Source organism: Lysinibacillus sp. K60 (genome assembly GCF_019731275.1).
Lineage (GTDB): Bacteria > Bacillota > Bacilli > Bacillales_A > Planococcaceae > Lysinibacillus > Lysinibacillus capsici.
Genome location: NZ_JAASJR010000006.1, coordinates 146,264 through 172,176 on the forward strand (window position 1 = coordinate 146,264; position 25,913 = coordinate 172,176).

Annotated in this window: 32 protein-coding genes; 5 read left to right on the forward strand and 27 right to left on the reverse strand. The window is 33.8% G+C overall.

Annotated features, from left to right (window positions below; all coding sequences use genetic code 11):
• Positions 1-33: 33 nt before the first annotated feature.
• From HCH28_RS14710 to HCH28_RS14775, 14 genes are all read right to left on the reverse strand, one after another.
• The gene (locus HCH28_RS14710; RefSeq protein WP_004231812.1) at positions 34-189 is read right to left on the reverse strand and encodes a class III lanthipeptide; all 156 of its coding nucleotides are present in this window, start codon (positions 187-189) and stop codon (positions 34-36) included.
• Positions 190-574: 385 nt separating this feature from the next.
• On the reverse strand, positions 575-763 hold the full coding sequence (locus HCH28_RS14715) for a thiocillin family RiPP (protein ID WP_004231811.1): 189 nt from the start codon (positions 761-763) through the stop codon (positions 575-577).
• Positions 764-780: 17 nt separating this feature from the next.
• Positions 781-960, reverse strand: a complete 180-nt coding sequence (locus HCH28_RS14720; RefSeq protein ID WP_004231810.1) for a thiocillin family RiPP — start codon at positions 958-960, stop codon at positions 781-783.
• Positions 961-1,006: 46 nt separating this feature from the next.
• A complete protein-coding gene (locus tag HCH28_RS14725; RefSeq protein ID WP_004231807.1) occupies positions 1,007-1,159 on the reverse strand; it encodes a thiocillin family RiPP in 153 nt (50 codons plus the stop codon).
• Positions 1,160-1,392: 233 nt separating this feature from the next.
• Positions 1,393-1,560 (reverse strand): thiocillin family RiPP, encoded by a 168-nt coding sequence (locus HCH28_RS14730; RefSeq protein WP_004231805.1) that lies wholly within the window; start codon positions 1,558-1,560, stop codon positions 1,393-1,395.
• 32 nt (positions 1,561-1,592) lie between these two features.
• A complete protein-coding gene (locus HCH28_RS14735) occupies positions 1,593-2,351 on the reverse strand; it encodes an ABC transporter permease (protein ID WP_221681577.1) in 759 nt (252 codons plus the stop codon).
• Positions 2,348-3,064, reverse strand: a complete 717-nt coding sequence (locus tag HCH28_RS14740) for an ATP-binding cassette domain-containing protein (RefSeq protein WP_004231802.1) — start codon at positions 3,062-3,064, stop codon at positions 2,348-2,350. Before HCH28_RS14740 ends, HCH28_RS14735 begins: the two co-directional genes overlap by 4 nt.
• Before the next feature lie 31 nt (positions 3,065-3,095).
• Positions 3,096-3,725, reverse strand: a complete 630-nt coding sequence (locus HCH28_RS14745; protein WP_221681578.1) for a hypothetical protein — start codon at positions 3,723-3,725, stop codon at positions 3,096-3,098.
• The gene (locus HCH28_RS14750; RefSeq protein ID WP_221681579.1) at positions 3,726-5,240 is read right to left on the reverse strand and encodes a nitroreductase family protein; all 1,515 of its coding nucleotides are present in this window, start codon (positions 5,238-5,240) and stop codon (positions 3,726-3,728) included.
• The gene (locus HCH28_RS14755) at positions 5,221-5,814 is read right to left on the reverse strand and encodes a hypothetical protein (RefSeq protein WP_004231796.1); all 594 of its coding nucleotides are present in this window, start codon (positions 5,812-5,814) and stop codon (positions 5,221-5,223) included. Before HCH28_RS14755 ends, HCH28_RS14750 begins: the two co-directional genes overlap by 20 nt.
• A gap of 20 nt (positions 5,815-5,834) precedes the next feature.
• Complete coding sequence (locus tag HCH28_RS14760) at positions 5,835-7,100, reverse strand: YcaO-like family protein (RefSeq protein ID WP_221681582.1); 1,266 nt, start codon at positions 7,098-7,100, stop codon at positions 5,835-5,837.
• A gap of 15 nt (positions 7,101-7,115) precedes the next feature.
• A complete protein-coding gene (locus HCH28_RS14765; RefSeq protein ID WP_004231791.1) occupies positions 7,116-7,778 on the reverse strand; it encodes a lantibiotic dehydratase C-terminal domain-containing protein in 663 nt (220 codons plus the stop codon).
• Entirely contained in the window at positions 7,778-9,901 is a 2,124-nt protein-coding gene (locus tag HCH28_RS14770; protein ID WP_221681583.1) for a hypothetical protein, read from the reverse strand. Before HCH28_RS14770 ends, HCH28_RS14765 begins: the two co-directional genes overlap by 1 nt.
• Positions 9,898-10,812, reverse strand: coding sequence for a zinc metalloprotease (locus tag HCH28_RS14775; RefSeq protein WP_221681589.1), 915 nt, complete (start codon positions 10,810-10,812; stop codon positions 9,898-9,900). The genes HCH28_RS14770 and HCH28_RS14775 overlap by 4 nt, the downstream gene beginning before the upstream one ends.
• Before the next feature lie 332 nt (positions 10,813-11,144).
• Between HCH28_RS14775 and HCH28_RS14780 the strand changes: the two genes are divergently transcribed.
• Complete coding sequence (locus HCH28_RS14780) at positions 11,145-12,227, forward strand: type III polyketide synthase (protein WP_221681590.1); 1,083 nt, start codon at positions 11,145-11,147, stop codon at positions 12,225-12,227.
• A gap of 1 nt (position 12,228) precedes the next feature.
• Positions 12,229-12,771 (forward strand): isoprenylcysteine carboxyl methyltransferase family protein, encoded by a 543-nt coding sequence (locus HCH28_RS14785; RefSeq protein ID WP_221681591.1) that lies wholly within the window; start codon positions 12,229-12,231, stop codon positions 12,769-12,771.
• A gap of 20 nt (positions 12,772-12,791) precedes the next feature.
• Here HCH28_RS14785 and HCH28_RS14790 read toward each other — a convergent pair whose 3' ends face one another.
• Entirely contained in the window at positions 12,792-13,985 is a 1,194-nt protein-coding gene (locus HCH28_RS14790; RefSeq protein WP_221681592.1) for a GTP-binding protein, read from the reverse strand.
• A 169-nt stretch (positions 13,986-14,154) separates the two neighbouring features.
• Between HCH28_RS14790 and rpmG the strand changes: the two genes are divergently transcribed.
• Positions 14,155-14,304: a 50S ribosomal protein L33 gene (gene rpmG, locus HCH28_RS14795; protein WP_004231780.1), complete on the forward strand. Its 150-nt coding sequence runs from the start codon at positions 14,155-14,157 to the stop codon at positions 14,302-14,304.
• Between the two features lie 167 nt (positions 14,305-14,471).
• On the opposite strand, the gene HCH28_RS14800 is transcribed toward rpmG, so the two are convergent.
• The 4 genes from HCH28_RS14800 to HCH28_RS14815 all read right to left on the reverse strand — a co-directional run bounded on the left by HCH28_RS14800 (position 14,472) and on the right by HCH28_RS14815 (position 16,800).
• Positions 14,472-15,206 carry a hypothetical protein gene (locus HCH28_RS14800; RefSeq protein WP_221681593.1) on the reverse strand — a complete coding sequence of 245 codons (735 nt, stop codon included), beginning with the start codon at positions 15,204-15,206 and terminating at the stop codon, positions 14,472-14,474.
• An 11-nt stretch (positions 15,207-15,217) separates the two neighbouring features.
• Positions 15,218-15,499 carry a hypothetical protein gene (locus HCH28_RS14805; RefSeq protein WP_221681594.1) on the reverse strand — a complete coding sequence of 94 codons (282 nt, stop codon included), beginning with the start codon at positions 15,497-15,499 and terminating at the stop codon, positions 15,218-15,220.
• Positions 15,492-16,064, reverse strand: a complete 573-nt coding sequence (locus tag HCH28_RS14810) for a hypothetical protein (protein WP_221681595.1) — start codon at positions 16,062-16,064, stop codon at positions 15,492-15,494. Before HCH28_RS14810 ends, HCH28_RS14805 begins: the two co-directional genes overlap by 8 nt.
• Positions 16,065-16,149: 85 nt before the next feature.
• Entirely contained in the window at positions 16,150-16,800 is a 651-nt protein-coding gene (locus HCH28_RS14815; RefSeq protein WP_004231775.1) for a BMQ_0737 family morphogenetic spore coat protein, read from the reverse strand.
• 235 nt (positions 16,801-17,035) lie between these two features.
• Between HCH28_RS14815 and HCH28_RS14820 the strand changes: the two genes are divergently transcribed.
• Both HCH28_RS14820 and HCH28_RS14825 read left to right on the forward strand, forming a co-directional pair.
• Complete coding sequence (locus tag HCH28_RS14820) at positions 17,036-18,223, forward strand: hypothetical protein (RefSeq protein WP_221681596.1); 1,188 nt, start codon at positions 17,036-17,038, stop codon at positions 18,221-18,223.
• 163 nt (positions 18,224-18,386) lie between these two features.
• Positions 18,387-19,004: an exosporium glycoprotein BclB-related protein gene (locus HCH28_RS14825; RefSeq protein ID WP_221681597.1), complete on the forward strand. Its 618-nt coding sequence runs from the start codon at positions 18,387-18,389 to the stop codon at positions 19,002-19,004.
• 79 nt (positions 19,005-19,083) lie between these two features.
• Here HCH28_RS14825 and HCH28_RS14830 read toward each other — a convergent pair whose 3' ends face one another.
• The 8 genes from HCH28_RS14830 to HCH28_RS14865 all read right to left on the reverse strand — a co-directional run bounded on the left by HCH28_RS14830 (position 19,084) and on the right by HCH28_RS14865 (position 25,902).
• Positions 19,084-19,596 (reverse strand): YfiT family bacillithiol transferase, encoded by a 513-nt coding sequence (locus HCH28_RS14830; protein WP_221681599.1) that lies wholly within the window; start codon positions 19,594-19,596, stop codon positions 19,084-19,086.
• A 273-nt stretch (positions 19,597-19,869) separates the two neighbouring features.
• Positions 19,870-20,349 carry a DUF4871 domain-containing protein gene (locus HCH28_RS14835; RefSeq protein ID WP_221681601.1) on the reverse strand — a complete coding sequence of 160 codons (480 nt, stop codon included), beginning with the start codon at positions 20,347-20,349 and terminating at the stop codon, positions 19,870-19,872.
• 72 nt (positions 20,350-20,421) lie between these two features.
• Positions 20,422-21,069 (reverse strand): hypothetical protein, encoded by a 648-nt coding sequence (locus HCH28_RS14840; protein WP_221681603.1) that lies wholly within the window; start codon positions 21,067-21,069, stop codon positions 20,422-20,424.
• Positions 21,070-21,080: 11 nt separating this feature from the next.
• A complete protein-coding gene (locus HCH28_RS14845; protein ID WP_221681605.1) occupies positions 21,081-21,554 on the reverse strand; it encodes a GNAT family N-acetyltransferase in 474 nt (157 codons plus the stop codon).
• Positions 21,555-21,637: 83 nt separating this feature from the next.
• Entirely contained in the window at positions 21,638-23,209 is a 1,572-nt protein-coding gene (locus tag HCH28_RS14850; protein WP_221681607.1) for a BCCT family transporter, read from the reverse strand.
• Between the two features lie 118 nt (positions 23,210-23,327).
• A complete protein-coding gene (locus HCH28_RS14855; protein ID WP_221681609.1) occupies positions 23,328-24,098 on the reverse strand; it encodes an alpha/beta hydrolase in 771 nt (256 codons plus the stop codon).
• A complete protein-coding gene (locus tag HCH28_RS14860; RefSeq protein WP_221681822.1) occupies positions 24,098-24,877 on the reverse strand; it encodes an ABC transporter ATP-binding protein in 780 nt (259 codons plus the stop codon). Before HCH28_RS14860 ends, HCH28_RS14855 begins: the two co-directional genes overlap by 1 nt.
• Positions 24,878-24,906: 29 nt before the next feature.
• Positions 24,907-25,902, reverse strand: coding sequence for a FecCD family ABC transporter permease (locus HCH28_RS14865; protein WP_221681825.1), 996 nt, complete (start codon positions 25,900-25,902; stop codon positions 24,907-24,909).
• Positions 25,903-25,913: the final 11 nt, after the last annotated feature.

The window sequence follows — 25,913 nt, forward strand, 5'->3', positions numbered from 1 at the left end:
TTACCTCCACTCTTTATTCGTTACAGATCCGATTTATTTGCTACAAGTAAATTGACTCATCATGCTTGGTGTACCGATACAAAGGAAATTACTTGTTGTTGAATAACCCATTACGCCATTCAACTTTTTATTATTGACATCCATTTTTTGCAATTCTAGTACATTTGATTTTTTTTTGTTATACGTCATTATTCTCACCACCTTTCAAACACTACAATAGGATTAGTATAAAAAAACAATATTTTGTATAATTTTACATTTTTATAACATCAAACACAACCATATATTTTCCATTTTTCGCTTTAGTAGTACGTTCTATTTGAATACCTTTTGTTGACATTCAAAGTAACTCTTAAAACTTTAGAAAGAAACGGAATATTCAAACTCAAATTTGAATAATTCTAAACATAGAAAAAAAGGTTTCAAAATATAAATAAATATCGATAAGAATGGTATAGACAATTGCTTTAGAGAGTATAATGAACGGAAAGATGATATAATACTCATTAAATACATTACATATTTAATGAGTATTATGTATGAAGTTATTCTAATGAATTATATAATGTTAGATTTAGTCACCTGCGCTGGAGATACATGATCCTGTAGAAACAGAACTTGCACAACTTCCGACAGAAGCAAAAGATCCACCTGTTGCTAGACTACTAGTTGTTGTAAACCCAGCAAACTCTGACACGTCCATTTGCTCTTCGATATATAAAGTATCTTTTAGGTTTCTATTAAAATTTTGATTGTCATTCATAATATCCATCCTCTCTATCAACCGAATGATGAAGCAGTTGCTCCAGAGCTTGCAGTTGATGCACTACTACCAATTGTAGATGCTGAAGCAAATGTTGTTGCGGACCCCCATGTACCAGCAACTTCATTTAACTGCTGCTCTTGCTCTTCAATATATAAGCCCATTTCGTCTGCTTTATTTTTTTCGTGTTTTTCCATTTAAATACCTCCGTTTAATATTTTCCAGAAAATTCAAGTTCAAATTTCATCCAGCTGAAGAAGCAGTTGCTGCAGTTGCAGCTGGACAAGAAAAACTTGATGCACAACCCCATGTACCAGCAACTTCATTTAACTGCTGCTCTTGTTCTTCAATATAAAGGCTCATTTCTTCTACTTTATTTTCAGCGAATTCTTCCATTTAAATACTCTCCCAACATTTCATATTTAATCTTTCATCTTTTTCATCCAAAATAAAGAGATTACTGAATTTGAAAGATTAGAAAAAGATAGACAAGTTTAGGCTTGTTCTTGTAAATTCCTTGGTCCAGTTCTTATTTAATCATTACTCCTGCTCTTCATTTCAGGCTCCTATGCTCTACTCTAACTTTTTGATTCATCAAAATACTATTCATCTAATTCACAGATACAAGTTTATCCAGCTGTAGACACAGATGAAGTAGTATTTAATGAAGAACCTGGACAAGAACCACTCGAAACAGTACTTAATGTACCAAATGAAGCTGCTATTTCATTTAGTTCTTCTTGCTCTTCGATGTAAATCTTTGATTCTATTGATAAAAGATTGTTTCTCTCTTCCATCAGTATCACCTCCTTTCAGTGAATAAAACTCTTTACTTCAGATATCGAAAAGTCTTTTTTGAAATTATAAATAATAAAATAAATAAGGCTAAAAGAATGAGTAAATAATTTGTCAATTCCAGCCATGGAGATTCAGCTAGTCCTAAAATATAATGCAATGTATCATTTAAAAATAGCATTGGGTTCCAAATTAAAAACTTATAATAATTTTGTGGGTCATTACCACTTAGTGATACAAATAAATCTGTCATGGTAACCGAAAATAGTAATATTAACATCAATGGTACTAACATACTTGTTGCGGTTTTGCCATTAGGGAATAATGATGACAACACATAATTAATTGGATATAATGCAATGAATGTAAAGTTAGAGATCAACAAAATTTTACCTATGTCTACCAATTCAAGTGTTGTAATTGTGCTGAACGCTAATAAAATAATTGTTAAAAATATATTTAATATAATTAAAATACCTAAACCTAAACCTATGAAATACTCATAAAACTTAATATTTGTTTTATCTAACCATTCAAAAACTCGCTCAGATCTCTTATCGGTTAAATAAACAGTACCCCCAGAAAATGCCACAGAGAAAATAGTGAATAATATACAGGTAGTAAGAAATTGACCACGTATCATTAAGTCAAGTGTCTCTGTACCGACTGAAGCTGCATTTTTTATAAATATAGATATAACAAAAAACATTATTGCAGGTAATAGAGTACCGATAAGTGCTCCAAAATTCCGAAGTGTTTCCTTTAAGTAAATTTTAGTAATCATCAAAGTCATTTATTTAACACCAGCCTTTTTCCAGTCACCGCATAGAATAAGTCCTCGATACCAAAATTATCGGTTGTTTTATATTTATTTAATAATTTCTCCAAGTGATCAGATTCCTTTATAACACCATCATCTAGTATCGAAACAGTATCAAATAATTCTTCATATTCATTTACTTCATGGCTAATAATTATTAAAATTTTTTCCTTTTCTCTTGCATAATAAGTCAAAAAAGAACGAAGATCTTTTTTCTTCTTCAGGTCTAAATCTGCAAATGGCTCATCCAAAATAATAATAGGTTTATTAAGTAGAAAAGTGATGAAGATGGAGACTGCTTTTTTCATACCACCAGAAGCATTTTTGATTAGAGTTTTCTCGAATTTTTTAAGGTCCAATAAATTAAAGAGATCTTGATTAAAATCGTATTGCTTTATTGTTTTTTTAAAGAGCTCTATAACCTCACTAATTTTCAGATATTGAAATGCTTCAAAATTTTGATATTGAATGGCGCAATCAACTATATTTTTTTTGTCAGTCTTTAAATAAACTTGACCAGAATCTATAGATAATTCACCTTCAATAATCTTTGTTAATGTAGTTTTTCCTGCCCCATTTTCCCCCAGTAATAAATGGCATCCCTTAGATGGAAAATTTAAATTCACACTTTTCAGTACAGTTCGATTATTAAAACTCTTACTAATGTTTTCTAGGATTAAATTCATTTATATTTAGCCCTCCCATGAAGAAATTTATCTACTGAATAGCAAAAGCAAAAAGTGGCAATTGTTTTATTTGTCTGCTTTGTTGAATTTCTTGTAGATATTCTATTAATGTTAATCCAGCGAATATAGTACCTTTTAATTCCATCTCTGAAGCCTTTAAACTTAACTGATGACCCAGTAAACCACTAATTGATAACATATAACGATAATCTATTAAACGATTAAAACTGTTAATATACTCTACATTCCATTCAAAGTAAAAGATTCCACTTGCTCGATGCATTTCTTTCTGTAAAAACAACGATTCTTCTACTGACGAAGCTGTTAACAAACATTTTTGTTCCCAATCTTCTAAATTTTTAAAATATATACCTCGATCTAATGCGAATAATTTCGATTGATCTATAAAACAAACATGAACTAAATCCTGTAACTGAAAATGATTCAAACAGTCCATTACGTGATTGGCCAACATATTTAACTGAATTTTAGTTAACTGACGATCATTAACATTAAAAAAGCGATAAGATTTTCTTTTTGAAAGCGTCTCGAGAAAATTTTCTTTCTCAAAGGGAAATGGCCACTCATCATTACTAATTGTTGGCGATAAGATGGATTTACTAAAATTGTTTTTACTTTGAGCAACATATTTACCGTACATTTAAACCACCTCCACAACAAAATTAATTATTTCATTTGAACGTTCAATTCCTAAAAGATGGAGTATTGCTTTTTCATCAAAACGAGTGTGAACTTTTAATTGAACGTCGGCAATTTTTGATAAGGACATTAGGTTAGACAATAAAATACCATTATTTAAATTTGCAATCTTAAAGCTAAAATCGTTATACTTTTCCGCAATAATGTCTGTATCATTCCCTAAGAGCAAATATCCTTGAACATTCTGATTGGTAGTACAATTTCTATCCAAAAGTTTTACGAAGTTTGTAACATCTAAAAGTTCATCATTCATTATTTGATAATAGGTATTATCGGTATTGTTATAGAAGTAAATACCCTTACCCATGAATGCCTTTTCGTTAATATTTACATAAAACAACAAATTCGAATTAATATTACCTCCTGTTGGAGTATAACGTTTATATTTGATTTCTAAATCTTTGTAACCAACTGTTTTTCGCATCAGTAAATCGATTTGAGAAGGGATCTCTACATCATCTAATTTTTTCCACAAAAAAGACGCTTGATTATATACAGTTAGTTTCAAATTTTTAGATTTATAATGAGTTAAATGTGAAGAAGCATTAACAAATTTACTCGCAGGAAACTGTATAAATTTTTCAAATGATACAATACTAGGGACGTCGTGTTCATACAATTTATTTCTTAGTGCATAATATTTGAAGTTAATAAACTCTTTTTTATAAAACCCTTCAACTAGTGATGTATTATTAATTTTTCCGATTTCGCGTACAGTATTTAATGTTACACAATTTAAAAATTCTTTCTCATCCATTTCTTCAACACTTGGATTAATCTTTAAAGATTCTAAAATTCCGATATATTCATCCGGCATAATCCCTTTTTGAGAAAATAACGGACCAAATTGTTGTCCTTTATAATTTACATATAATACATCCATATATCCTAAAATGTTTTTAATAGAAGTTTCATTAAAATCATCAGTATAAATACATAAAGATCGCTTATTTGAAAGTGACACAGGGTTAAAGTCATTAGCAGTAAGAGTCATAATATTAAATGATTCAAAATTTTCTTTTAAAGCTTCTACTAATAAGGCATCCTTTCCAAGAATATAAATACAGCAATTATCTAGGTGGGTCTTAAAAGCTTTCAGACTACTAAAATTTTTGAATTTTGATATATATCTTAAATAGAATTTATCTGTTCTATCTAATAATTGATGGTCTTCCTTCTGCATTAAGCAACCCTTTATAAATAAAATTTCCAGCAACTGATCAACTTCTTCTTTTGAATAACGAGCTTTTATATACAATGCTTCTAAAGATATTCCTTCCTTTAATAAAGGAAGTAAATCACTGACAATTTCCTTTGCTCTAGTTCCATTTAATCGAAATGGACCATCCACACTTCCAATAACGGTTACAGCTTCCTCTATAATAATATTAATATTCGGTAATAATTGTGGTTCCTTTGGGAAATGAACCATGGGATCACTTATTAGTTGAGACATATCTTTTTCCTCCCTCTAAAGATGTTCTCATCTCTTCAATATTGACATCATAATTATCACAGTTAGGGCAATTTGTATAACCTGATATTTCTTTGAATATCATTTTATAGTAATCAAATGAGAAGTTTGCAATTTGATTATTTAAATTGGAGTTAATATAAGTAATAAGATAGTTACAGAATATCGATATTTCCTCTGGTAAAAAATACAAGTCTGAGAATTCGTCTTCTAGAGATATTATTAGCTCATGCATTTTTGCTGGAAAATAATACTCTTGCATTCTAGATAATGCACAATCTATGCATATTCTTTTAAACTCTTCCCCATTCTTAAATAAACCAGGTATCATAATCCTATCAATATCTACAAAAATCGGAATGGCATTTATAGCGTGACTATTTAAAAACTCCTTACATATATTAAGTTTTGGACCATCATAGATGACAAAAAAAAGGTCTTCACTATTATCCGTAACTTCTGAGTAGTCAATTTTCTTTACTGCAAACTTTCTATTTAATAGCTCTTTATAAATAGCATCCTGACTTTTCCCTATACCTGTAACAATATAATTCATAGAATTTCCTCCGTTTCTCCTTATGAAAATGGTAAAGGTTCCTCATTAATAAGTTCTTCATCATAATATCCAAACATTTGAGTGGCAAATGACTCTAAACGTTGACTTTTTAAATATCGTGCTGAATGAACAAATGAAATAGGTTGTAATGATGGTATTGTCACTTTCACTGCACATAAACCCTGTTCTCTGCATTCACGTGATGTTAAATCTGTCACATAAACCTTATGTCCCTGTTCTTTTAAACAATCAATTAAATAATGAAGTTCTTCTAGATTAGAATTAAAAATTGGTTTTTCAGTTGGGAATGGGACTATCCCATTTCCTTCTAAAAACGAGAACTTATTGGCCATCGTTTCATGCGCCATAAATAATGCTCCCTCATCTACTGAGTAAAATAAATCATATGGACGACTTAGAAGTTCTTTTTGCTTTGGAATTCTACTTACAAGGCTAAACATTACAGAAATAAGTTCTTTTTTTATTTTGTGTATGGCTTTTTTCGGGCATGCATTTGTCGAAAACATAAGTACATTTTTTAACTCTTGAGAGTGATTTGTTTCAGCTCGAAGACAAAACGTATGTATACCATCAACGGTTGATGCTTCATATAGTGTTGTTTTTCCTAAAAAAGGATGAGTAAATATATTTAGATCCTCTAGGTAACTTTCTTCACTTACTTCTTTTAATGGACGCTTTAATAGCCAAGTAAGTGCTATCCCATCCCTTTCTATTACTTCATAAATCCCATTAATTACGGCATCAATATAATTTTGGTGAATAGCACAACCAGTAGATATTGAATGCGAAATATTTTCCCCTTCATAATCAAACTGTGTAAATAAATTAATATATATTTGAGGAATGTAACAAATCTTATCTTCTGTAATATTAAGCGATTCACACCATCTAAGTTTTTGATTACTATTTGATGGTTTTAAATGGCTGTTTGTTTCTCTTTCACTAATCTGAGGAAAATCAGTAAGTGGTACAGCTAAGTTTTTTAAATCTCCTTCAGTTGCTACTATTGTTCGCTTTGTAGGAATACTGTTTGCTAAACGTTCGTATGCTTCCATTGTTGCTAAAAACATAGCTTGTTCAGGAGTATCTCCTGTCCCTGCACCAGAAAGATTTGCTACCGAGTCATGCACTTTCTTTCCTGCATTTACAGTTCGATAATGGTTTATATCAGCAATATATGCAATGCCAATATTCGTTTTTTGTACACCACGAGGGGGCACTACATTACGTTTAGAAATAATGAACTTATCAAAGTTGTGATTCATAATAATACTCCTCTCCTATTTCTGTGGACTAATTGTGTGTTGCTCTAAATAATTAGATAGAATGACAAGCTCATCCATAATACTGAATCCAAATTTATTCAAAGTCATATGTAAAAATTTAAAACAAATTTCTTTGTTTAAATGCTGTTCCTCTAATGGGTATAAAATTGAAATTACATTAGTAAATGGGGGGCTCTCAAGACTTCTACTTAACTGTTGTCGTAAATTTTCTTGCTGAGTTTTATTTTGAAAACGAGCATATCCTTGCCAATAAGACATATAAAATTGAATAAAATTAATGTTATTACATCTGAAATGTTCTAAGAGCATTTTTATAATATCTTCTATATAGGAATGTGGCGGAATATCCCGATAACTAACTAGAAATTTAGTTAACTCAACTGAGTATTCCTCATAGATTGGTAGTGAATCCATAAATAACGTGTATTCAGGATCATAAACCTTTTTTAGAATACGGATATTCCCAAAATATTCGTTGATTTTTAGCTCTATATTTTGTTGCTCAACACTTTGGACACGTAATCGAAAATGAAAACCTATTGGGTCTACATATTGGACAAAGAAAAACTTACTATTATAATATTCATTTTGTAGGTTATCTAAAATTTGTAAAAACATTTTACGGTTACTTGTGTAAATATGGTAACTTCTCCACATTAACATTCCCCCTCCGTTGTTAATATACAAAATTCCTCTACATAATCTCCATTGAGCCTAGGCTTTACTTCTTCTATTTCAATATAGCGTTCATTCAACAGTAAATGCTTTAGAACTTTTATAGACTCGACTGAATATAATGAAATCCATATGGGTTTTCTAGAAGTAAAATTAATCATTTTTTTCTTTACAAAAAATTCGAATGGTAAATTATTAGTTTTAAAATAGTCGGTGATCGTATAGTAAAATTGAGTATCAGATAAATCATCTGAATCACTAATAGTTTGCCAATTCAGTTGAGAGACTTTTCTTGTATCCAAGTTGTTTAGCCTATTAATATCCACCGTCCAAGGATGAATTAAATTCAAAAAATCCCCTTTTATACCTGAGAATAAATGGAAGGGAACTGTCCCAACATATATTAATTGAATAGGTTTACCACCTAGCGAAAATGTAATATCATCGTTTGAGATATGCATTTTTACTTTTAAAAGGTCTTTTGGCCATACTAATTTTGGGAAAATTGATTTACCTACATCAATATGATTTGAGATTTCTTCATCAATAACTAATTCATAAATAGGATATGGAGACGTAAATAGATTCTCATAGTATGTTTTTAATTTATTTTTAATATTTTCATTAAATAAATCACCATAACGATGATATACTGTACCACTTCCAATATTAACGTTATTTAAAACCAGGGATCCATCTTTCTCACTTTGTAAGTAAAGGAATGCACTTTTTTTTATAGAGGGTTTGAATCTAATTTTAGGTAAGGGTGTTTCATTTTTCTGAAATTTCAATTTTTCATGAACATCAACAAGTACAGATAAAACCGATTGCCCTTCATATATGTTTTTGTTCATAATTATTGTTTGATGCAGCCTGTAAGTATAATGATTAACAACGATACACTTCTTAAATATATCTCGAATAAATTCACCTTGAATTTCAGGTGTATTAAAATGATCAAAAGCTACATAGTCATGGTAAAATAAGGGGACGTTATTTAATTTTTCTTCATAGGTTTCACCTAAATATAGATTATTAAATTTCTCTAAGTAACCAGTTAATAGTTTTTTAACTGAATTATTCTTTATGTCACTAATTGACTTTGGGTAGAATAATTGATGTTCTTTATCAAGAAAAATTCTTCTTAAAAGATCATCAAAATTTTTGTTACAACTAAAATAAAAATTAAAATTAGGTATAACCAGGCCATTGTTTATTAACATTTCATACGTTATTTCTTCACAGTTACTAACTTCCCTCTTAACTTCTGCTGGGGTTTCACAATGCTGTATTTTTGATAAAAAATCCACGACTTCTTTTTGGTGTAATATATCATCTTGTTTAAGTATCCAATCTACACCTTTTAATAAATAGTTCTTTTCAAAATAGACAGCATCCATTCCATTACATTTTTTGAATTTAGGGCATACTTTAATTTGTAATAAATGATCTAAACTTTTATTATGAAGAGAAGCCATTAAAATTAAAGATTTTACTACATTATTTAATTTAATTTGTTCAGTAATTTTAGTTTCATCACTTAAATATATAGTTTTTCCTAAATAGCTAAGTGGGCTAGTTTTTACAGTGGCACGCTGAATAAAACGATATCGAGCTCTGTTTACTGAGTCTTTTGTAATTTCTGGATTAAAAAGTTGTTCATATGCTTCAAAAGCTGTAATTGACAGGGCTTGTTGAAATTCAGAATGAGTTAAAAATGATTTGTAACGATTTACTTTTCTTAAAAATGCATCTTCGACTTGCTTTTCAATCGACTTAATCAACTCGAATGTTTCATTATAGATTCTTGAATGCTCTTTAATTTGTTTATCATCTATTTCATCTAAAATCGCTTCACGAATAATGCGTTCTTTTTTTAGAGTTTTTTTTATATTTAAATACGATTTCATCTCTTTCAAATTCTTATTTATGTAAAGTATTTCTGTTTTTTCATTCAACATCTTTAACAATTGTTTTTTAATCTTTTCAAGATTTTCTTTATAATTATTCCAATTCGAATACATCTTCAATGGTTCATCTTTTAAATCATCTAAGCGTTCTGTTTTAAACAAAGTCTTTCTTTTCATACAAATTGTATCCTTCATCCATTAACACCTCGTATAATCCAATATGTAATATTTAATCCTGTTGTCACTAAAAATAGAATAAACATTCCATAAAACAAAATTCCATAAATTAAATAATAGAGATGAATCTTTTTATGGAAAGCTGAGCGTCTTGTAAAAAAATGATTAGTAAAATTAATTGACTGGACACGAAAATCGGGTTTTTTAATCAATGAGAAAAATCCAATATAAAAATCTGTCGGAAATAGGATATTGTAATTAAATACACCCATAATGATTTGGAGTGTAAGAACTATACTCCATATGAGATCGCCTGTTACAATAAACATACTGCTATAAATAATTATTAAAAAAGAATCAGCGACATTCCCAGCAAAAGCAATATTTGCTCTTTTTAAATTATTCCCTGTAGGAACTATTTTGACATAAAATATAGGGATAAAATAATACTTAAGCTTAAATGAGATTGTAAAAACTTCAATATTTTGTAACCTAGCGCTTAATACATGGGCCATTTCATGAACTGAAATAATACCCATTAAAAATATAAGCATTGATTTTATAAAAACAAAGCCATCTACATTAAAGTTTGCTATTCCGTTTATCTCCATCATTGGCCAAGAATTCCAAATTGATAAAGTAGCACCGAGTATTCCAAACAACATTAACAATATACTAATAGTAAATAGTGTTTTTTCACTTATAGGATTTGAAAACTTAATTATTCTATTAATAAAATGAGGCTTCTTATAAAGAGCTTCATTGTCGTATAAGCCAAGTGCTGCTAGAGATTCTATACGATTTTCTGTTAAACTTTCTACGGTATTATTATTTAAATGAATATAGTAACCTTTACACGCTTCTCGATCACTTAAAAAAATCTTATTTGCTTCACAAGATTCAATACTAAAGTTTGGATTAATCTTCAATTAACAACCCTCTCCTTCTTCCTCTTATACTTACTGAAATCTACTAAATTTTAATTTATTTAACTGCAAGGAAATCATATGTATAGATAATTTCCTTTAATGACTATATAACAAAATATAACATCCTTACTCTAATTCGGCACCGAAGCTACTCCGCACAAAAACCACATACTTTAATTTGAGGTTTCCACAATTCTTACACCATTTACTTAAAATTCAGACATTTCAATACTTAGTGGATACTATATAATTAATATCAAAATTACGTTAGCATTTATTCCAATCATCCACGCATACAATGAAAAAACCACTAAATGCGAGGAGATGTTGAGTTGCCTAAAATCATTTCAATTAGCACATATCAACCACCTTACACATTACAGCAAGATAACGCAGAGGAACTAACGAAAGAGCTTTTCTATGCAAAAATTCCAAAACTAGAGCGCTACTTAAAGGTTTTTGATAATGGTGGCATCGACACACGCCATTTTTGTGTGCCAGCTGAATGGCATCGTACGAATCACTCCTTTGAAGAACGTAATAATTTATATATTGAGTTGGCTACACAATACAGTGTAAATGTCATTCAAGCATGTTTAGCTAATACAGCTTTTTTATCCTCATCTATTCCAACTGAGGACATCGATGCCATCATTTTTGTTAGCAGTACAGGAATTTCAACACCTAGCATTGACGCACGTGTTATGAACAAGCTTCCCTTTTCAGATCGACTTAAGCGCATTCCTCTATGGGGTCTTGGTTGTGCAGGAGGAGCCGCTGGTGTAAGCAGAGCCTATGATTTTTGTAAAGCCCATCCACATGCAAAGGTGCTTGTCGTTTGTGTCGAGTTATGTAGCCTCACTTTTCAGCCAAATGATTTTTCTAAAAGTAATTTAATTGGTGCTTCCCTTTTTGCCGATGGTGCAGCATGTATACTTGTTTGTGGGGATGAAGTAGCTTTCGCAACAAAAAGGCCAACCCCTAATATTCTAGCTACAGGTTCTAAATGGATGCCAGATTCGGAAAATGTAATGGGTTGGGATGTGAAAAACAACGGGCTTCATGTCATTTTCCAAAAAAGCATTCCTTCTATTATTACCAATTGGCTCGGACCTTTCATCGAGCAATTTTTAATGGATCAAGAACTGTATAGCGAACAATTGACTCATTTTATTGCGCATCCTGGAGGAAAAAAGGTATTAAAAGCTTATGAAGATACACTTTATCTATCTCCCCAAAAAACCGACATTTCTCGGGAAATATTGAGACGACATGGTAATATGTCATCACCGACAGTGTTATACGTATTAGAGCAGTTTATGTTAAATGAAGGACAAGTGGAGGATACAGGTTTGCTCGTAGCTCTTGGCCCTGGTTTTTGTGCAGAAGCTGTATTATTAAACTGGAGGGAGTAACATGATCTTCTATTTTATTTTTATCCTTGTCGTTCTACAAAGATTGACAGAGGTTGTCATTGCCAAGCGCAATGAGAAATGGATGCTCTCACAAGGAGCCTATGAAGTAGGTGCTTCACACTACCCCTATATGGTAGCCATGCATGTTAGCTTTTTTCTGTTTTTAATAGTGGAAATCGTCACAAACAACAATGGCATCTCGCCCTTATTTCCGTTATTTTTTATATTATTTTTAGCAGTGCAGGCTTTACGGATCTGGTGTATTCGCTCTTTAGGCACTTTTTGGAATACAAAAATCCTCATTTTACCTGACGCACAAGTTGTTCGTAAAGGGCCATATGAATATATGCGCCACCCCAATTATGCGGTAGTTTGTTTAGAAATCCTTTTGCTACCACTCATGTTTCAGGCTTACTTTACAGCATTTTGTTTTACATTACTCAATATTACAATGCTTTCTGTCCGAATACCTATAGAAGAAAAAGCATTACGAGATGCTACTAATTATAATCGTATATTTCAAAAGAAGATTTCGGAGTCTTAGCCGAAATCTTCTTTTCTTCTTTATTGCCATTCCCAGTTAAATGGGTCTTGTAGACGTTCCCAAGGGTTCTGAAACTCTTCATTTGTTAACAAACAGTTGTCTAACTGTTTAGTGATTTCTTCTCGATCTAGATCAATGCCAATAATAACAAGTTGTGTCATTCGATCTCCGAACTCTTCATCCCAATCTTCCAATACTTCAGGGCTTTGCTGGAACACATCCTGCTGCTGGGCTTGAGAAAGAGCTGCTACCCAATAAGAGACTGGTTCAATTTTTGCAGATGACCCAGCTTGTGATAATAATAGTGCAACTTCCTGATGTCTTGCACTCCAAATAATACCCTTCGCTCGTACTATTGAATCTGGCATGTGATCACACCACTCAACAAAGCGCATCGGATGAAACGGTCTTTTGCGTTTATAGGTAAAGGAAGAGATCCCGTACTCCTCAGTCTCTGGTGTATGGTTTTCATGACCAAGCTCCAACTCCTTTAACCAACCAGCCGATTCAGAGACACGTTCAAAGTCAAAGCGCCCCGTATTTAAAATTTCAACTGGATCGATAACACCATTTGTTGTACGTATAAGTTTTGCCTCAGGCTGTAATGCACGTAAAATACGTTCTAACCGTTCAAGCTCCTCTGCGGATACTAAATCGCACTTATTTAAAATAAGGACATCACAAAATTCAATTTGATCAATAAGAAGGTCTGCAACATCACGCTCATCTAATTCACCAACAGCTTCCTTCCGCTCCAATAAGCTTTCCCCAGACTGAAAATCATGCCAAAAACGATGGGCATCTACGACTGTAACCAATGTATCTAATCGACAAAACTTCGTTAAATCAATGCCAAGCTCCTCGTCTAAATAACTAAATGTTTGTGCAACGGGAATCGGCTCACTAATCCCTGTCGATTCAATTAAAATGTAATCAATATTGCCTAGCTTCGAAAGACGTTCCACCTCCTGCAATAAATCCTCTCGTAATGTACAGCAAATACAACCATTCGATAGCTCTACAAATTTTTCCTCTGTACGTGATATACCACTACCATTTGCGATAAGCTCCGCATCAATATTAATTTCACTCATATCATTCACAATAACAGCGACACGTAAATCCTTTTTGTTTTGCAATACATGATTCATCATTGTTGTCTTACCAGAACCTAAATATCCACTCAATACTGTAACAGGAATTTTCTTTGTCATTCTTACAACTCCTCAAATCGTAATCATTACTATTTACAATTTGTAATTAAATCATATTATTTTGGAAAATGCAAAACTTTTTATTACTAGTGAAATTAAACTTGACAATATCCAGTGAGAAATATATTGTTTAAATCGTAATAATTACTATTTAAAAGGAGGTCCTTCAATGCGTGTACAAGTAACACTAGCCTGTACTGAAACAGGTGATAAAAACTATATTACTACTAAAAATAAACGCAATAATCCCGAAAGATTGGAGCTTAAAAAGTACTCCCCTCGCCTGAAACGTGTAACCCTGCATAGAGAAACAAAGTAATATTGGAATGAGGGTCAAAAGGGACCTCTGGAGCTAGTCTCACCTACTTTGGAGTGCCTTCCTCTTCATTGTGAGCGGTTGAACCTCCTTAAAAGCTTCTTATTCGAATCAAAAAAATGACTGTTTCAAAGGCATACTTTTGAAACAGTCATAATGAAATTTTATAGCTAAAGCTGCTCACTATTGATTTCTAACGCTAATTCATTCAATTTCTCATCTAATTCATCGAGCATGCGTAATCTAAAATCTATTTGTTCATCAATATTAACTCCTTGTTTCATTGATGTGCTACTATCCTTAGATTGTTTTTTTAATGCAACTATTTCATTGGATAATCTCTCAATATCTAGATTTTTCATCTCTAACTCACTTAATAAATGTCGATGAAGGCTGTCCGATTCTACTTTCTCTCTATGGTATTTTTCTAGAGTCTCTATAATATTCTCCATTTGTTTACTTGCTAAGGTTGTATAGTCACTTAACTTTTTATCTATGCCTTCCACCATAGACCTTTCATTTGGATCGATCGAAGCCTCCTTTGATGCTTGAATTTTGTCCATCAATGACTTATTTTCAGCCCGCAACTCTGCCAATTCCTTTAATAATGCCTCAATGGATGCAATTTGCTTTTTTCTTTGTGCTTCTCTCTTCTGAATTTCTTCATCGTAAGCTTGCAATTCTTTATCAAAGTCTCTTTTCAACTTTAGGAGCTCCATTGAAAGTTCTTTTTTATGCCTTGTTAATTGAACATTTTCTCGTTCAAGTCGAAGAACCAAAGCATAATAATCACTATCTCTAAGTCTTTTTACTTCATTTTTGTACTTGGCTAACTCGGCCCTTAAAAAAATAATCATTTGTTGGAGCTGTATTGGATCATTGTTTTTCACAATATCATTGTCCATCATCACACCCCCTAGCCTGAATATCTTTTTAGTAAATTGACCACCTCTTCAAGCTGCTCTCTACTTTCCTCTAGTAAATCATCCAGCTGCTTCATCCATTTTCCTTCTGACTTTGAATTCTCTAATTGGTCAACATGACTATTCTCGCCTGAAACAAGATAGGCAATTAATAGCTGTAATGTACTTTTTTCAAGAAAGGCAAAGCTATTGTCTTGTTCATTGCGACGACTTAGCTGTTCCTTCACTAATTGTTGAATTACACTACCAAACTCTTGTTTTTCGTTGTCACTCATTGTCTTCCTCCTGTGTCTGGCCCATTCCATTTAGATTAATTGGATTTAAAACAACAACACCTTCTGTGAGCTGATCGCAATATGTAAAACCCATAATCGTGCCTGAATATGATAAATTATGGGACCATTTTATTTGAAAATTGGTAAATGAAATAGTTTCATTCGGTTCGATTGTTGATTTACCAACTGGTCTCAGCCAATACTCCTCTTTGCTTGATTTGTCATTAAAACGCTCCCACTGACTCTGCCCCTGTGTTTTAAAATTCGGAGTGAAATTTTCATGAACATATCTCCCTGAAAAGTAAAAAGGTGACTCCTTGGGTATTGTTATACACAGAGATGGGTTCGTGACGGCTGCACTACCAATATTACGAATATGATAGGAGCCTAAACATAAACTCTCTTGCTCAGGATCATAAGAAATATTAAATGCAGTTGTAAAATAACTAATGAGGTTAATCCTATTGGGAATTGTTAATTCCTCAACCAACCTTTTAATATCATGAACATAGGCATTTGTTTGTTCTTTTAGTGCCTGTATCTTGTCTTCAATACGATCTGCCACTTTAAACCTCCTTGTTATTTCCATTAAAAAAAAGAGAGGATTACCCTCTCTTCATAGTATGACTTTCTTCTTTTTGTTATCACAATTAACCAACAGTTGGGAAAATAACTGGGCATTGTTGTGGACGAACCGCAGTTGGACATGAGAATGGTAAGTCTGCTCTTGGTTCGCAGAAAGTTGCTAAAAATTCCACAGTAACCGGGAATGTAGATTGAATACTTTGACAAACAGCAACAGTAATTGTCAACGCAGAGAACGTAATTGTACCTGCTGCAGCACCTGTTCCAACACTAAGTGTTCCAGTTGTACAAACGAAGCAATCTAAATCTGTGTATAAAATTTCAACGTCTGTTCCCTTAGGTGCACATAATGTCACTTGCTCACAGCGAGAAACTGGAATATTATTGCTTGTGAAAACAGTACCATTAGGTAAAGTAACGACAATTGTTAGAATGAAGTTCTTTTGAACATTTAGATGTTGCAGACAAACCGTTGATCCATCAATAGAGAATTGGCGATTCTCACGGTTCAGAATCACAATTGGATTTGTAGTTGCTGGAATTACTCGACAAGTAACAATAGCACCTGTTAAGTCAGTAGTTGCTGTAACACCTGGGAATGTAATTGGTCCAGTAGGTGAAATATCAAACGACATTTCTTTTACAATCCAGTCGTATACCTTATCAACATTTATACAGATTAGTTCCTGCGCCTGGGATGGCATATGCTCTTGCATCCTTTTGACACCTCCATAAAATTTTTATCTTTCGTTTGTAGCATATGTTTTTCAGCTATAAGTGCATGGGCTAACAAATAGTTACATTGGATATTTATTAAAATCAATCAAGATTTGTTTTCATACACTTCCCTCATTAACGATACGAATCAAAATGTTGAAAGAACCGTTATATTTGTAACAGAAAGTCAATATTTTTAATAAACTAATAATGGACTGAAAGGGGTGAACTACAATGGAAGAGTCAAAATTGTATACCACTCAAGAAATTGAAAATTTAAAGCAAAAAATTGAATCTTATAGAGAATCGTTAACCTCGTTAAAAATGGGGGAGTCAATTGAAGATTTCCTTTATATGAAGCAGGAGTTTGATGGACTAAAAACACAGATGGCCCATTTAGAAGGGATTACTCAGACATTGGATACTAAACAAAATTCATATATAAAAGGATACGACGATCAAATTAAGGTTCTTTCAACACAGCTTGAGTCTTTGAATCAAACCATTGAAGGAATGAACCAAGAGATTTTATCAATTTTAAATAGACTATTGCCAGTTAAAGGAAATGATACAAAAACCGTACCGCCCTCCATTGACATGCCTGCTCAAGCTTATTCTAATCTTTTACCTAGACAACCTAGAATGACACAGACAGCAGATCAAACTACAATTACATCAGCACAACCTTCTTATAGACTACTACAAAGTGTGGCAGGTAAAGCCAAAAACCACCAACCAAATGTAAATATCGGGGGTCCCTCTCCTCAGAATGGTCTACCGGAAACTAAACCTGAAGAACGGCATTTTAATCAGCAATATTTTCAATCAATCAATACGCACCCCAGCCAAATATACAATGGTTTATACAGAAACACGACAGTTGAATCCACCTTCCATTTTAAAAATGCCATGGATGCAAAGGAAGTTCCAGTAAGTGTTTATGATCCATCTGCCGTACAGCCTGCTTCAAGCGAAGAAAACATCGAGAATGATACTTTACAATCTTCTATAGTTAATGAATCCGATAGCACTAAAACTGAAACATTAAATAATCCTATGGAGGTTGTGAAAATTGAGAATGAACATAACAATCTTGAGAATCCCATTGTAACGAATGACTCGATAGAACGAGTTATCTTGGAGCAACCTAGCGAGCCTGTTAATCAAGACATTGAAGCAATAGCTAGTGAGCCTCTCAACCAAATCATTGCAGAAACAGTAGCAGAACCTGCAGATATAGATCACTCTCCTTCATTGGAAACAGAAGAATATGTTGAAGTGTATCATGCTGATGCAACCTATGAGGTTCATCCGTCCTTTGAAGAAGAGATCATGCAACTTGAACCTGTAAACAAGCCGATTGAGGAAGAACATAAAAAGGGAAAAAACTCATTTTTCGATTTCTTTAAAAGATGGAGTTAACATTATCTTAAACATCCACTATGTCAAAACATACATAGTGGATGTCTTTATGTGTCAAATAAAAGCTGTCATTAAGAAATCATTGAATTTATAGGTGAAATAGATAATTGCCCTTAACCCCTAATCTGAAATGAATAGAATAATGAAGAAAGGGGGTGTAAAAATGTGTTTGAATAACTCAATGTGTGGCTGTTCAGGTAACGGTCATGGTAACGGGGAGTGTACTGCACTGGGACCTTTTGTTGCAATTGACGCTGCATGTATTACTCCACCAGCCGCTACTGGTTCCATTATCCCATTCTCATCAGGAATTACTCCTGTTGCTTTAGTGTCTCTTGCTACTGGTTTAGTTGGTACTGTAAGTCTTGTTGGATTTGGTACATCTGTTCCAGGGGTTGCTCTAGCTGGCGTTAATATCGATTTAACATCTAGTCTTGCTACAGAAGCATTTACTGTTCCACGTCCAGGTACAATTACATCTATTTCTGCTACAATCTCAGCAACAGCTGCTTTAACACTAACAGGAACAGCAACAGTAAGAGCACAAATTTACCGTGCAGTTTCAGGAAGCAACGTTTTCAGCCCAACTGGAGCATTTGTTGATTTAGCACCAGCTTTACCATTATTAGCATTAGCTGTAGGTACGATTGCAAGTGGTAATGCAAACGTTTCAGTACCTGTAAGTACTGGTGATCGTTTACTAATGGTATTCTCTATGACTACTACAGGAGTTGCTGCTACACTTGCTGGTAACGCAAGTGCTGGTATTACTATCGTATAAAATAAACTTAAATAATAAATGAAAACAAGTGATTTCCTCATTAGCAGAAATCACTTGTTTTTTCATAAAACATCAATATTTATTTAACCAAAGCATTCTGAATATGTGCCAAATGATGCTTGCCATGCCATGCATAAAGGCCAATTGCATGCTCAAGAGTCGTCAGGCCTGAATCAGGATGATTAAAGGCTCTTTCTAATTGTTCATCCGATAAACTTGACAGTAAATAAACCCAACGTTCATGTAAGCTTTCAATCAAATTAAAAGAAATTGCTACTGGCATTTCAGAATCTGGTAGCTGTGCCCATTCTGCCTCATTGTAGGGCTTAATGGTTGGTACATCCTCTGTTAACGCTAGCTTAAAACGGATATAGCTATTCATATGACTATCAGCAATATGATGGACTAGCTGTGTCACGGTCCAGCCATTTTCACGGTAAGATTTTGCTAAGTCTTGCTCGCTTGCACCACTTAACGCCTCTGCAAGTTGTTTTGGTAACAAACGGATTTCATTAATCCACTCTAGTACTTGCTGTGAATTCATTTCTTTGGGAAATTGGAATTGTCCAATAGGATAACGTAAATCTTTCATATTGCTGACCTCCATTTTACTTTTTATATTACCAATTTAATATTTTTCTTGCTACAACCATGCACTGTAATTATCTATGTTCAATAGCTTTTCGTATTTATATATACTTTCTGAATGGCGACTTCAGCATCTTGTGCATTTCAGAGAATATGAAAGCAATACACAATGTAAGCTTACATACGCACAACATACACCTCCTTTCCCAATACATATTCAAACAATCAAAAACCCTTATTTTATAAGTTTAAATACTTACAAAATAAGGGTTTACTATTATTCCCGGATATCGTATATCAACGTATCAAAGTATTTTTCATTTGTATATAGTAGAATAGCCCATTCACCAGACTGAGGAATTTTCACATGAGAAGGTGTATGTGCATCTGCTCCATTAACAGGTCCGCCGAGTCCTATGCTCCAACCATCCACTAAAATCGGTTGTATGACTTTAGATTCTCTATGGTATCCAATAACCGTTAATTCTGTATCTCGTACTTCATCTATTCCCCATAGATGCCACATCCATTTTTGTATGCTTAAACTTGGCATATCTGCGCCAATGACACCCGATTTATCAGCATTACCAATAATGCCTCTTTCACCAAATTTCTCTGCCTTATGCTCCCAATCAACTAATGCAAAATCATTTTCTTGTACAAAATCAGGTAGATCCTCTGGCATTGTAACATTTGCTTTATCTGTACAACCCACTAAAAATAATAGCAATATACATAAAAATACAACTCGTTTCATAACATCCCCCTTTCTTATGAAACGTTTGTTATAACCATATTGTTACAGATAATTCTGTAAATTGCGAAACCATCATTTTATCGTACTCTTTACAATATCAACTAATGACTTTAATGGATGGAGAATTGTAATCGCCGTGTGATCTTCAAATCGTTGTGCTGCATCCACCATCGATAGCTGGGCTACAGATAGAAATTTTTGCTCAGCTGATAAAGTATGTAAAGTTCTTAAAATAGTCTCATCATAGGCTTCCTTTTTCCCCTGTATAATAAGCTCAAATGTATGGTCAATAATTTTTGCCTCTACATCTACTGATATTCCTCGTTGCTTAGCATATTGGTGAAGTCTTGCCATCGTTCCTTCAACAGTCGCTGGATTTGAGAAAAGAATTGTTTGAGGCTGTTGCTTACTACATATACTTTCAAAATAGGGCTCATCAATCTTTATAATAGGGATCAGGGGATTAGAAAAAGTTTCTCCTTCTAATAAAGCAATATAATTTGTACACGTTATTAAAATGGCATCCACATCACAGCTAATTATCCATTCAATTTGCTCCTTAACTTTACGCGCTAAACCATCACTACCTTTAGACACGTGCTGTATCGCGCCAGGGTCTACAAAATGGAGTATCTCTATGTCTTCAGCGCTTTGAAAAGCGTGCTCTATGTATTCTATATTGGAATAATGAGCATGCAAGCAGCCAAGCTTTTTTCTCAATTAAATTCCTCCTAATTGGAAAGTTTCTTTTCCATTGTTGCTATTACTAGAGAGTTACCATTACAATTCTTCACCATTTCCTCTTTCGTTACAACATAACCTAATGAACGATATAACTCAATATTACGCGGAACACTCATACGTACTTTGCACTGACTAATTGTTATCCCCTTCGATAGTGCATATTGTTCAAGCCAAGAAATTAGTGCCTTAGCTAAACCTTGTCCTTGTCTTTCTGGGATAACTGAAAGTCTAAAAAAATAAATCCCCTTTGTACTGAGTTTAAACCTTACCATGGCAACTGGCTGTTTATTGATATAGCCAATAAACGCTTGTTCACTTTGCTCCATTGCCTGCTCAATAGAATACACCGTTTCACTTAGTGCACTGGATGGTGGTGTAGCTTTTTCATATTCTTGAAACGCCTGTAGCATCAACTGATGTATTACTGGGGCATCCTTGCACTCTGCTAACACAATTTCCATCATAAAGCACCCCTAATAGTTTTTTTATTCATAATAATGTATATTAAAACAAAAAGAAACCGTATTATTTCTAATACGGCCTACTACTTAGTATGTTTGTCTTTTATTTTTGCTTCCTTTTCAATATGCTTTCTCGCTATTTTCAAACGTTGAATATCCTTTTTCTGAAGAGGAATAATCTCTTCCTTCATCATCTTAATATACGCAATCATTAATAAAAGTAAAACCACTGTAAAAGGTAATGCTGCGATTAACGAGGCCGTTTGTAATGCTTCAAGACCCCCTGTATACAATAAAACGCCTGAAATAGCTGCCATTAAGACACCCCATACTAACTTTGATAAAATTGTGGGATTTAAAGAACCTCTGGACGTCATACTAGCCATAATAAATGTAGCTGAATCAGCAGAAGTGATTAAGAAAGTAAAAATTAACATTATGCCTATAACTGGGGCTAACAGTGATAATGGCAAATGTTCAAGCATTTGAAAAAGTGCAATTGTAACATCATTACTAACCGCTTCAGCTATATGTGCATTTTCATGTAAATCAAACCACATGGCAGTACCACCAAAGACTGCAATCCAAAAACAGGCAATAAGGGGTGGGATAATTAAAACCCCTATAATAAATTCTCGAATCGTTCTACCTTTAGATACACGAGCTATAAATGATCCCACAAACGGAGACCAAGCAATAGCCCAAGCCCAATAAAAAATAGTCCAATCTTTTACCCAAGTTCCCCCCACATATGGCTGCATTCGAAGGCTATACTGAATAAAATTTGAAATATAATCCCCTATTGCTAATGTAAAAGTTTCTAGAATGAAAACTGTAGGGCCTGTTATAAATACAAAAAGCAACAGAACAATCGCAAGACCCATATTAACATTACTTAAAATACGAATCCCTTTTTGAAGACCTGTCGTAGAAGAAAACATATAGCCTACAAACATAATGGCAATAATAGATATTTGTATAAAAAATGTATTTGGCAAGCCAAAGACAAATTTCAATCCCCCATTTGTTTGTAGAACTCCGAGGCCAATAGACGTGGCTACACCCATAACTGTAGCAATAACTGCCAGAATATCAATCGTACTTTTGACTATACGATTTGAACCAGTGACTGGCTCTAAAGCTGTAGAGATTAATAAATTTCGTTTTTTATTAAATTGTACATAGGCCATGACCAGTCCCATAATAGCATACACTGACCATTGGCTTATACCCCAATGAAAGAATGAATATCCCATGGCAAGTCTTGCAGCATCTGTTGTTAAAGGTTCCGTAGAGCTAAAAGGTGGTGAAAAGTAATGACTCATTGGCTCAGCTACTCCCCAAAAGACCAAGCCTACGCCAAGTCCTGCGGAAAAAAGCATGGAAATCCATGTTAGAAAGCTAAATTCAGGTCGACTATCTTCTGCCCCTAAGCGAATGGTGCCATATTTACTTATTGCCAAGCCGAATAAAAAAATAACGATAATAAAGACTGTCAATAAATAAAACCAGCCGAAATAATCCGTAGTCATATGAAATACGCTGTTTGCTACGTTCTTAAATTTTTCTGGTATCGTTGCTCCAATAATGACCAAAAGAAAAATTACTCCACTAGAAATAAGAAATACTGGGTTTTTTAAAATTTTATTTTGCATACAGCGCCTCCATTTATCCCAGACAGATGACCAAATTTCCTTTATTATGCGTACCATTCGGTAATTTTATTAATAAATAAAAAGAAACCGCACTGTCAAAAGACAATGCGGTCTACTATTAATGTGATTTATGCGTAAAACGTATGGCTCTACTCATAACAGTTGGTACGATCGAAGCATGATTTTCGTTTAAAGCCTCATAAAATTCAACATTCATTATTTTTTCTAATACGGTCGCCATTTGGCGCGCATCATCCACCATAAAGGTTTCAAGTTCACCTGCGCTCAAAAACAAAGTTTCGTTCATATCTTGATGCTCGTTCAGAAATACTGAAGCACAGTGCACTAATTCATGCTCATTCCACCAAATGGATGGGCTAATAGCTAGATAGCGCTGGAAGCTTGATTGGTGGTGAAATAGTTGCCACAGTGTAAAGTAACCTCCTAGGGAATGACCAAATAAAGCTTGCTGTGCTCGATTTACTGGATACTGTGCCTCAATCGTTGGCTTTAGCTCTTCTTCTATAAAGCGACTAAAATCCACTGCTCCTCCAAGCTTTTCATGACTTTTTCCTTTAAATCTTGCTGGATAAATATACGACTCCGCAGGTGCTGTAAAATCATAAAATCTTCTTTCACGCATATCGTCGCCATGACCAATTCCAATAACAATAGCAGGAAGGATACCTGTTTTTGGTGCATTACGACTTTGTAGACGCACCGCTTCCTTTACAAGGTTAAAATAGGGTGAGCCATCGAGTACATACAAAACTGGGAAGCCATCTTGTGGTGCTTCCTCCTCTGGCACATAGATGTTAATCGTGTACGAATAATTTGTCAATTTTGAAGTCATTTGTTGTGTAACGTAGTCTACTTTATTTATATTCATTAGATATCCTCCTTCAAAATTTCGTAGCCATAACATACAGGTGTATTTGTTACAGGATCTTCCATAATGCGTGCATCAATATTAAATACTTTACGCATCACCTCAGCACTTAAAATTTCCTGTGGCGTGCCAGTTTGCATGATAATACCGTTACGCATTGCAATAAGATGATCTGAATATCTGGCAGCATGGTTAATATCATGTAGAACCATCACTATTGTACAGCTGTGCTGCTCATTTAAACTTTTAACAATGTCCAATACCTCTAGCTGATGAGCCATGTCTAAATAAGTAGTAGGTTCATCCAATAGCAAGATATTTGTTTCTTGTGCTAAGGCCATAGCCAGCCAAACACGCTGACGCTGACCTCCTGAAAGCTGGGCAAGCTCCCTATTTTGATATTCCATCGTATTAGTAACCGTTAAAGCCCATTCAATCATTTCCTCATCCTTATTCGTTAAACGATTAACATTGTTGCGATGTGGGTAGCGACCATACGCAATTAACTGCTCCACTTTCAATTGACCAGGAGCTATCGGTGTTTGAGATAATATTGCTAGTTTCTTGGCAATATCTTTGGTCGATAAATTTTGCATATTTTGCTCCTGCAAATATACCGTACCTTGTTGTTTTTTTAAAATACGTCCTATCGTTTTTAGGAGTGTAGATTTACCACAACCATTCGGACCGATGATTGTAGTCACTTTGCCCTCTTCTATCGTTAAATTTAACCCTTCAAAGACACGTACCTGCTCATAACCTGAAGCCAGGTTTTCCATTCTAAATGCAGTTTGCACGCCATTTCCTCCTATGCCTTAGATTTCACCAGTAAATACAAGAAATATGGAATCCCAATAATTGAAACGACAATACCAACAGCCAGTTCCGATGGTGCAAAAACGGTTTTACCAATAAAATCAGCTAGGATTAACAGACCTGCTCCAATTAAAGCACTCACTGGCATAACATAACGGTGTTGAATACCAACAAGCTGCTTGGCAATGTGTGGGGCCATTAAACCTATGAATCCAATACTCCCTGATACAGACACACAAGCACTGACAAGACCTACACTGGCTAATAACAGCTTCATTTTCTCCTTTTCAACAGCTATTCCTAAACTTGTGATGCTATCCTCTTCAAGCTGAAAATAATCGAGTAAATAAGATTTTCTATGCACATATATTCCTAAAATCAAAAGCCAAGGTAGCATCGTAAGCGCAAAGATCCAATTCGCATTATAAATAGAACCCGCCATCCAAATAGCCGCTGATTCAAAATCTTGTGCACTCATTTTTAAGGATAGGTACAAGGACAAAGCTCCAAATCCACTATTGATAGCTATACCAGTTAAGATTAATCGCTGCATATCCAGATGACCATTTTTTAAAGCAAATGAAAAAATCAAGATAGCTGCAATTGTTCCACCGATAAAACCGAATAGTGGCATCATTAAAATTGACATCCAGCTGTTCATATCTGCACTCACTAGCTTTAATTGAAAGAAGTACATGAATAGAACGACTGCTGCACCAGCTCCAGCATTAATCCCTAATATTCCTGGATCTGCTAGTCCATTGCGTGTAATCCCCTGTAATACAACTCCAGCCATACCTAAGCCAATACCGACAAGTCCAGCAATGACAACCCGAGGTAAACGGAATTCAAATATAACAAGATCAAACTTTGAATTTGACTCCATCCGCAACAATGTTTTGATGACATCCATTACAGACATATCAAAAACACCATTTGTAATATGTAAATAGCTCGCAACTAAAATCATTAAAACAAGCATCAGCATGGTTAAAAAGA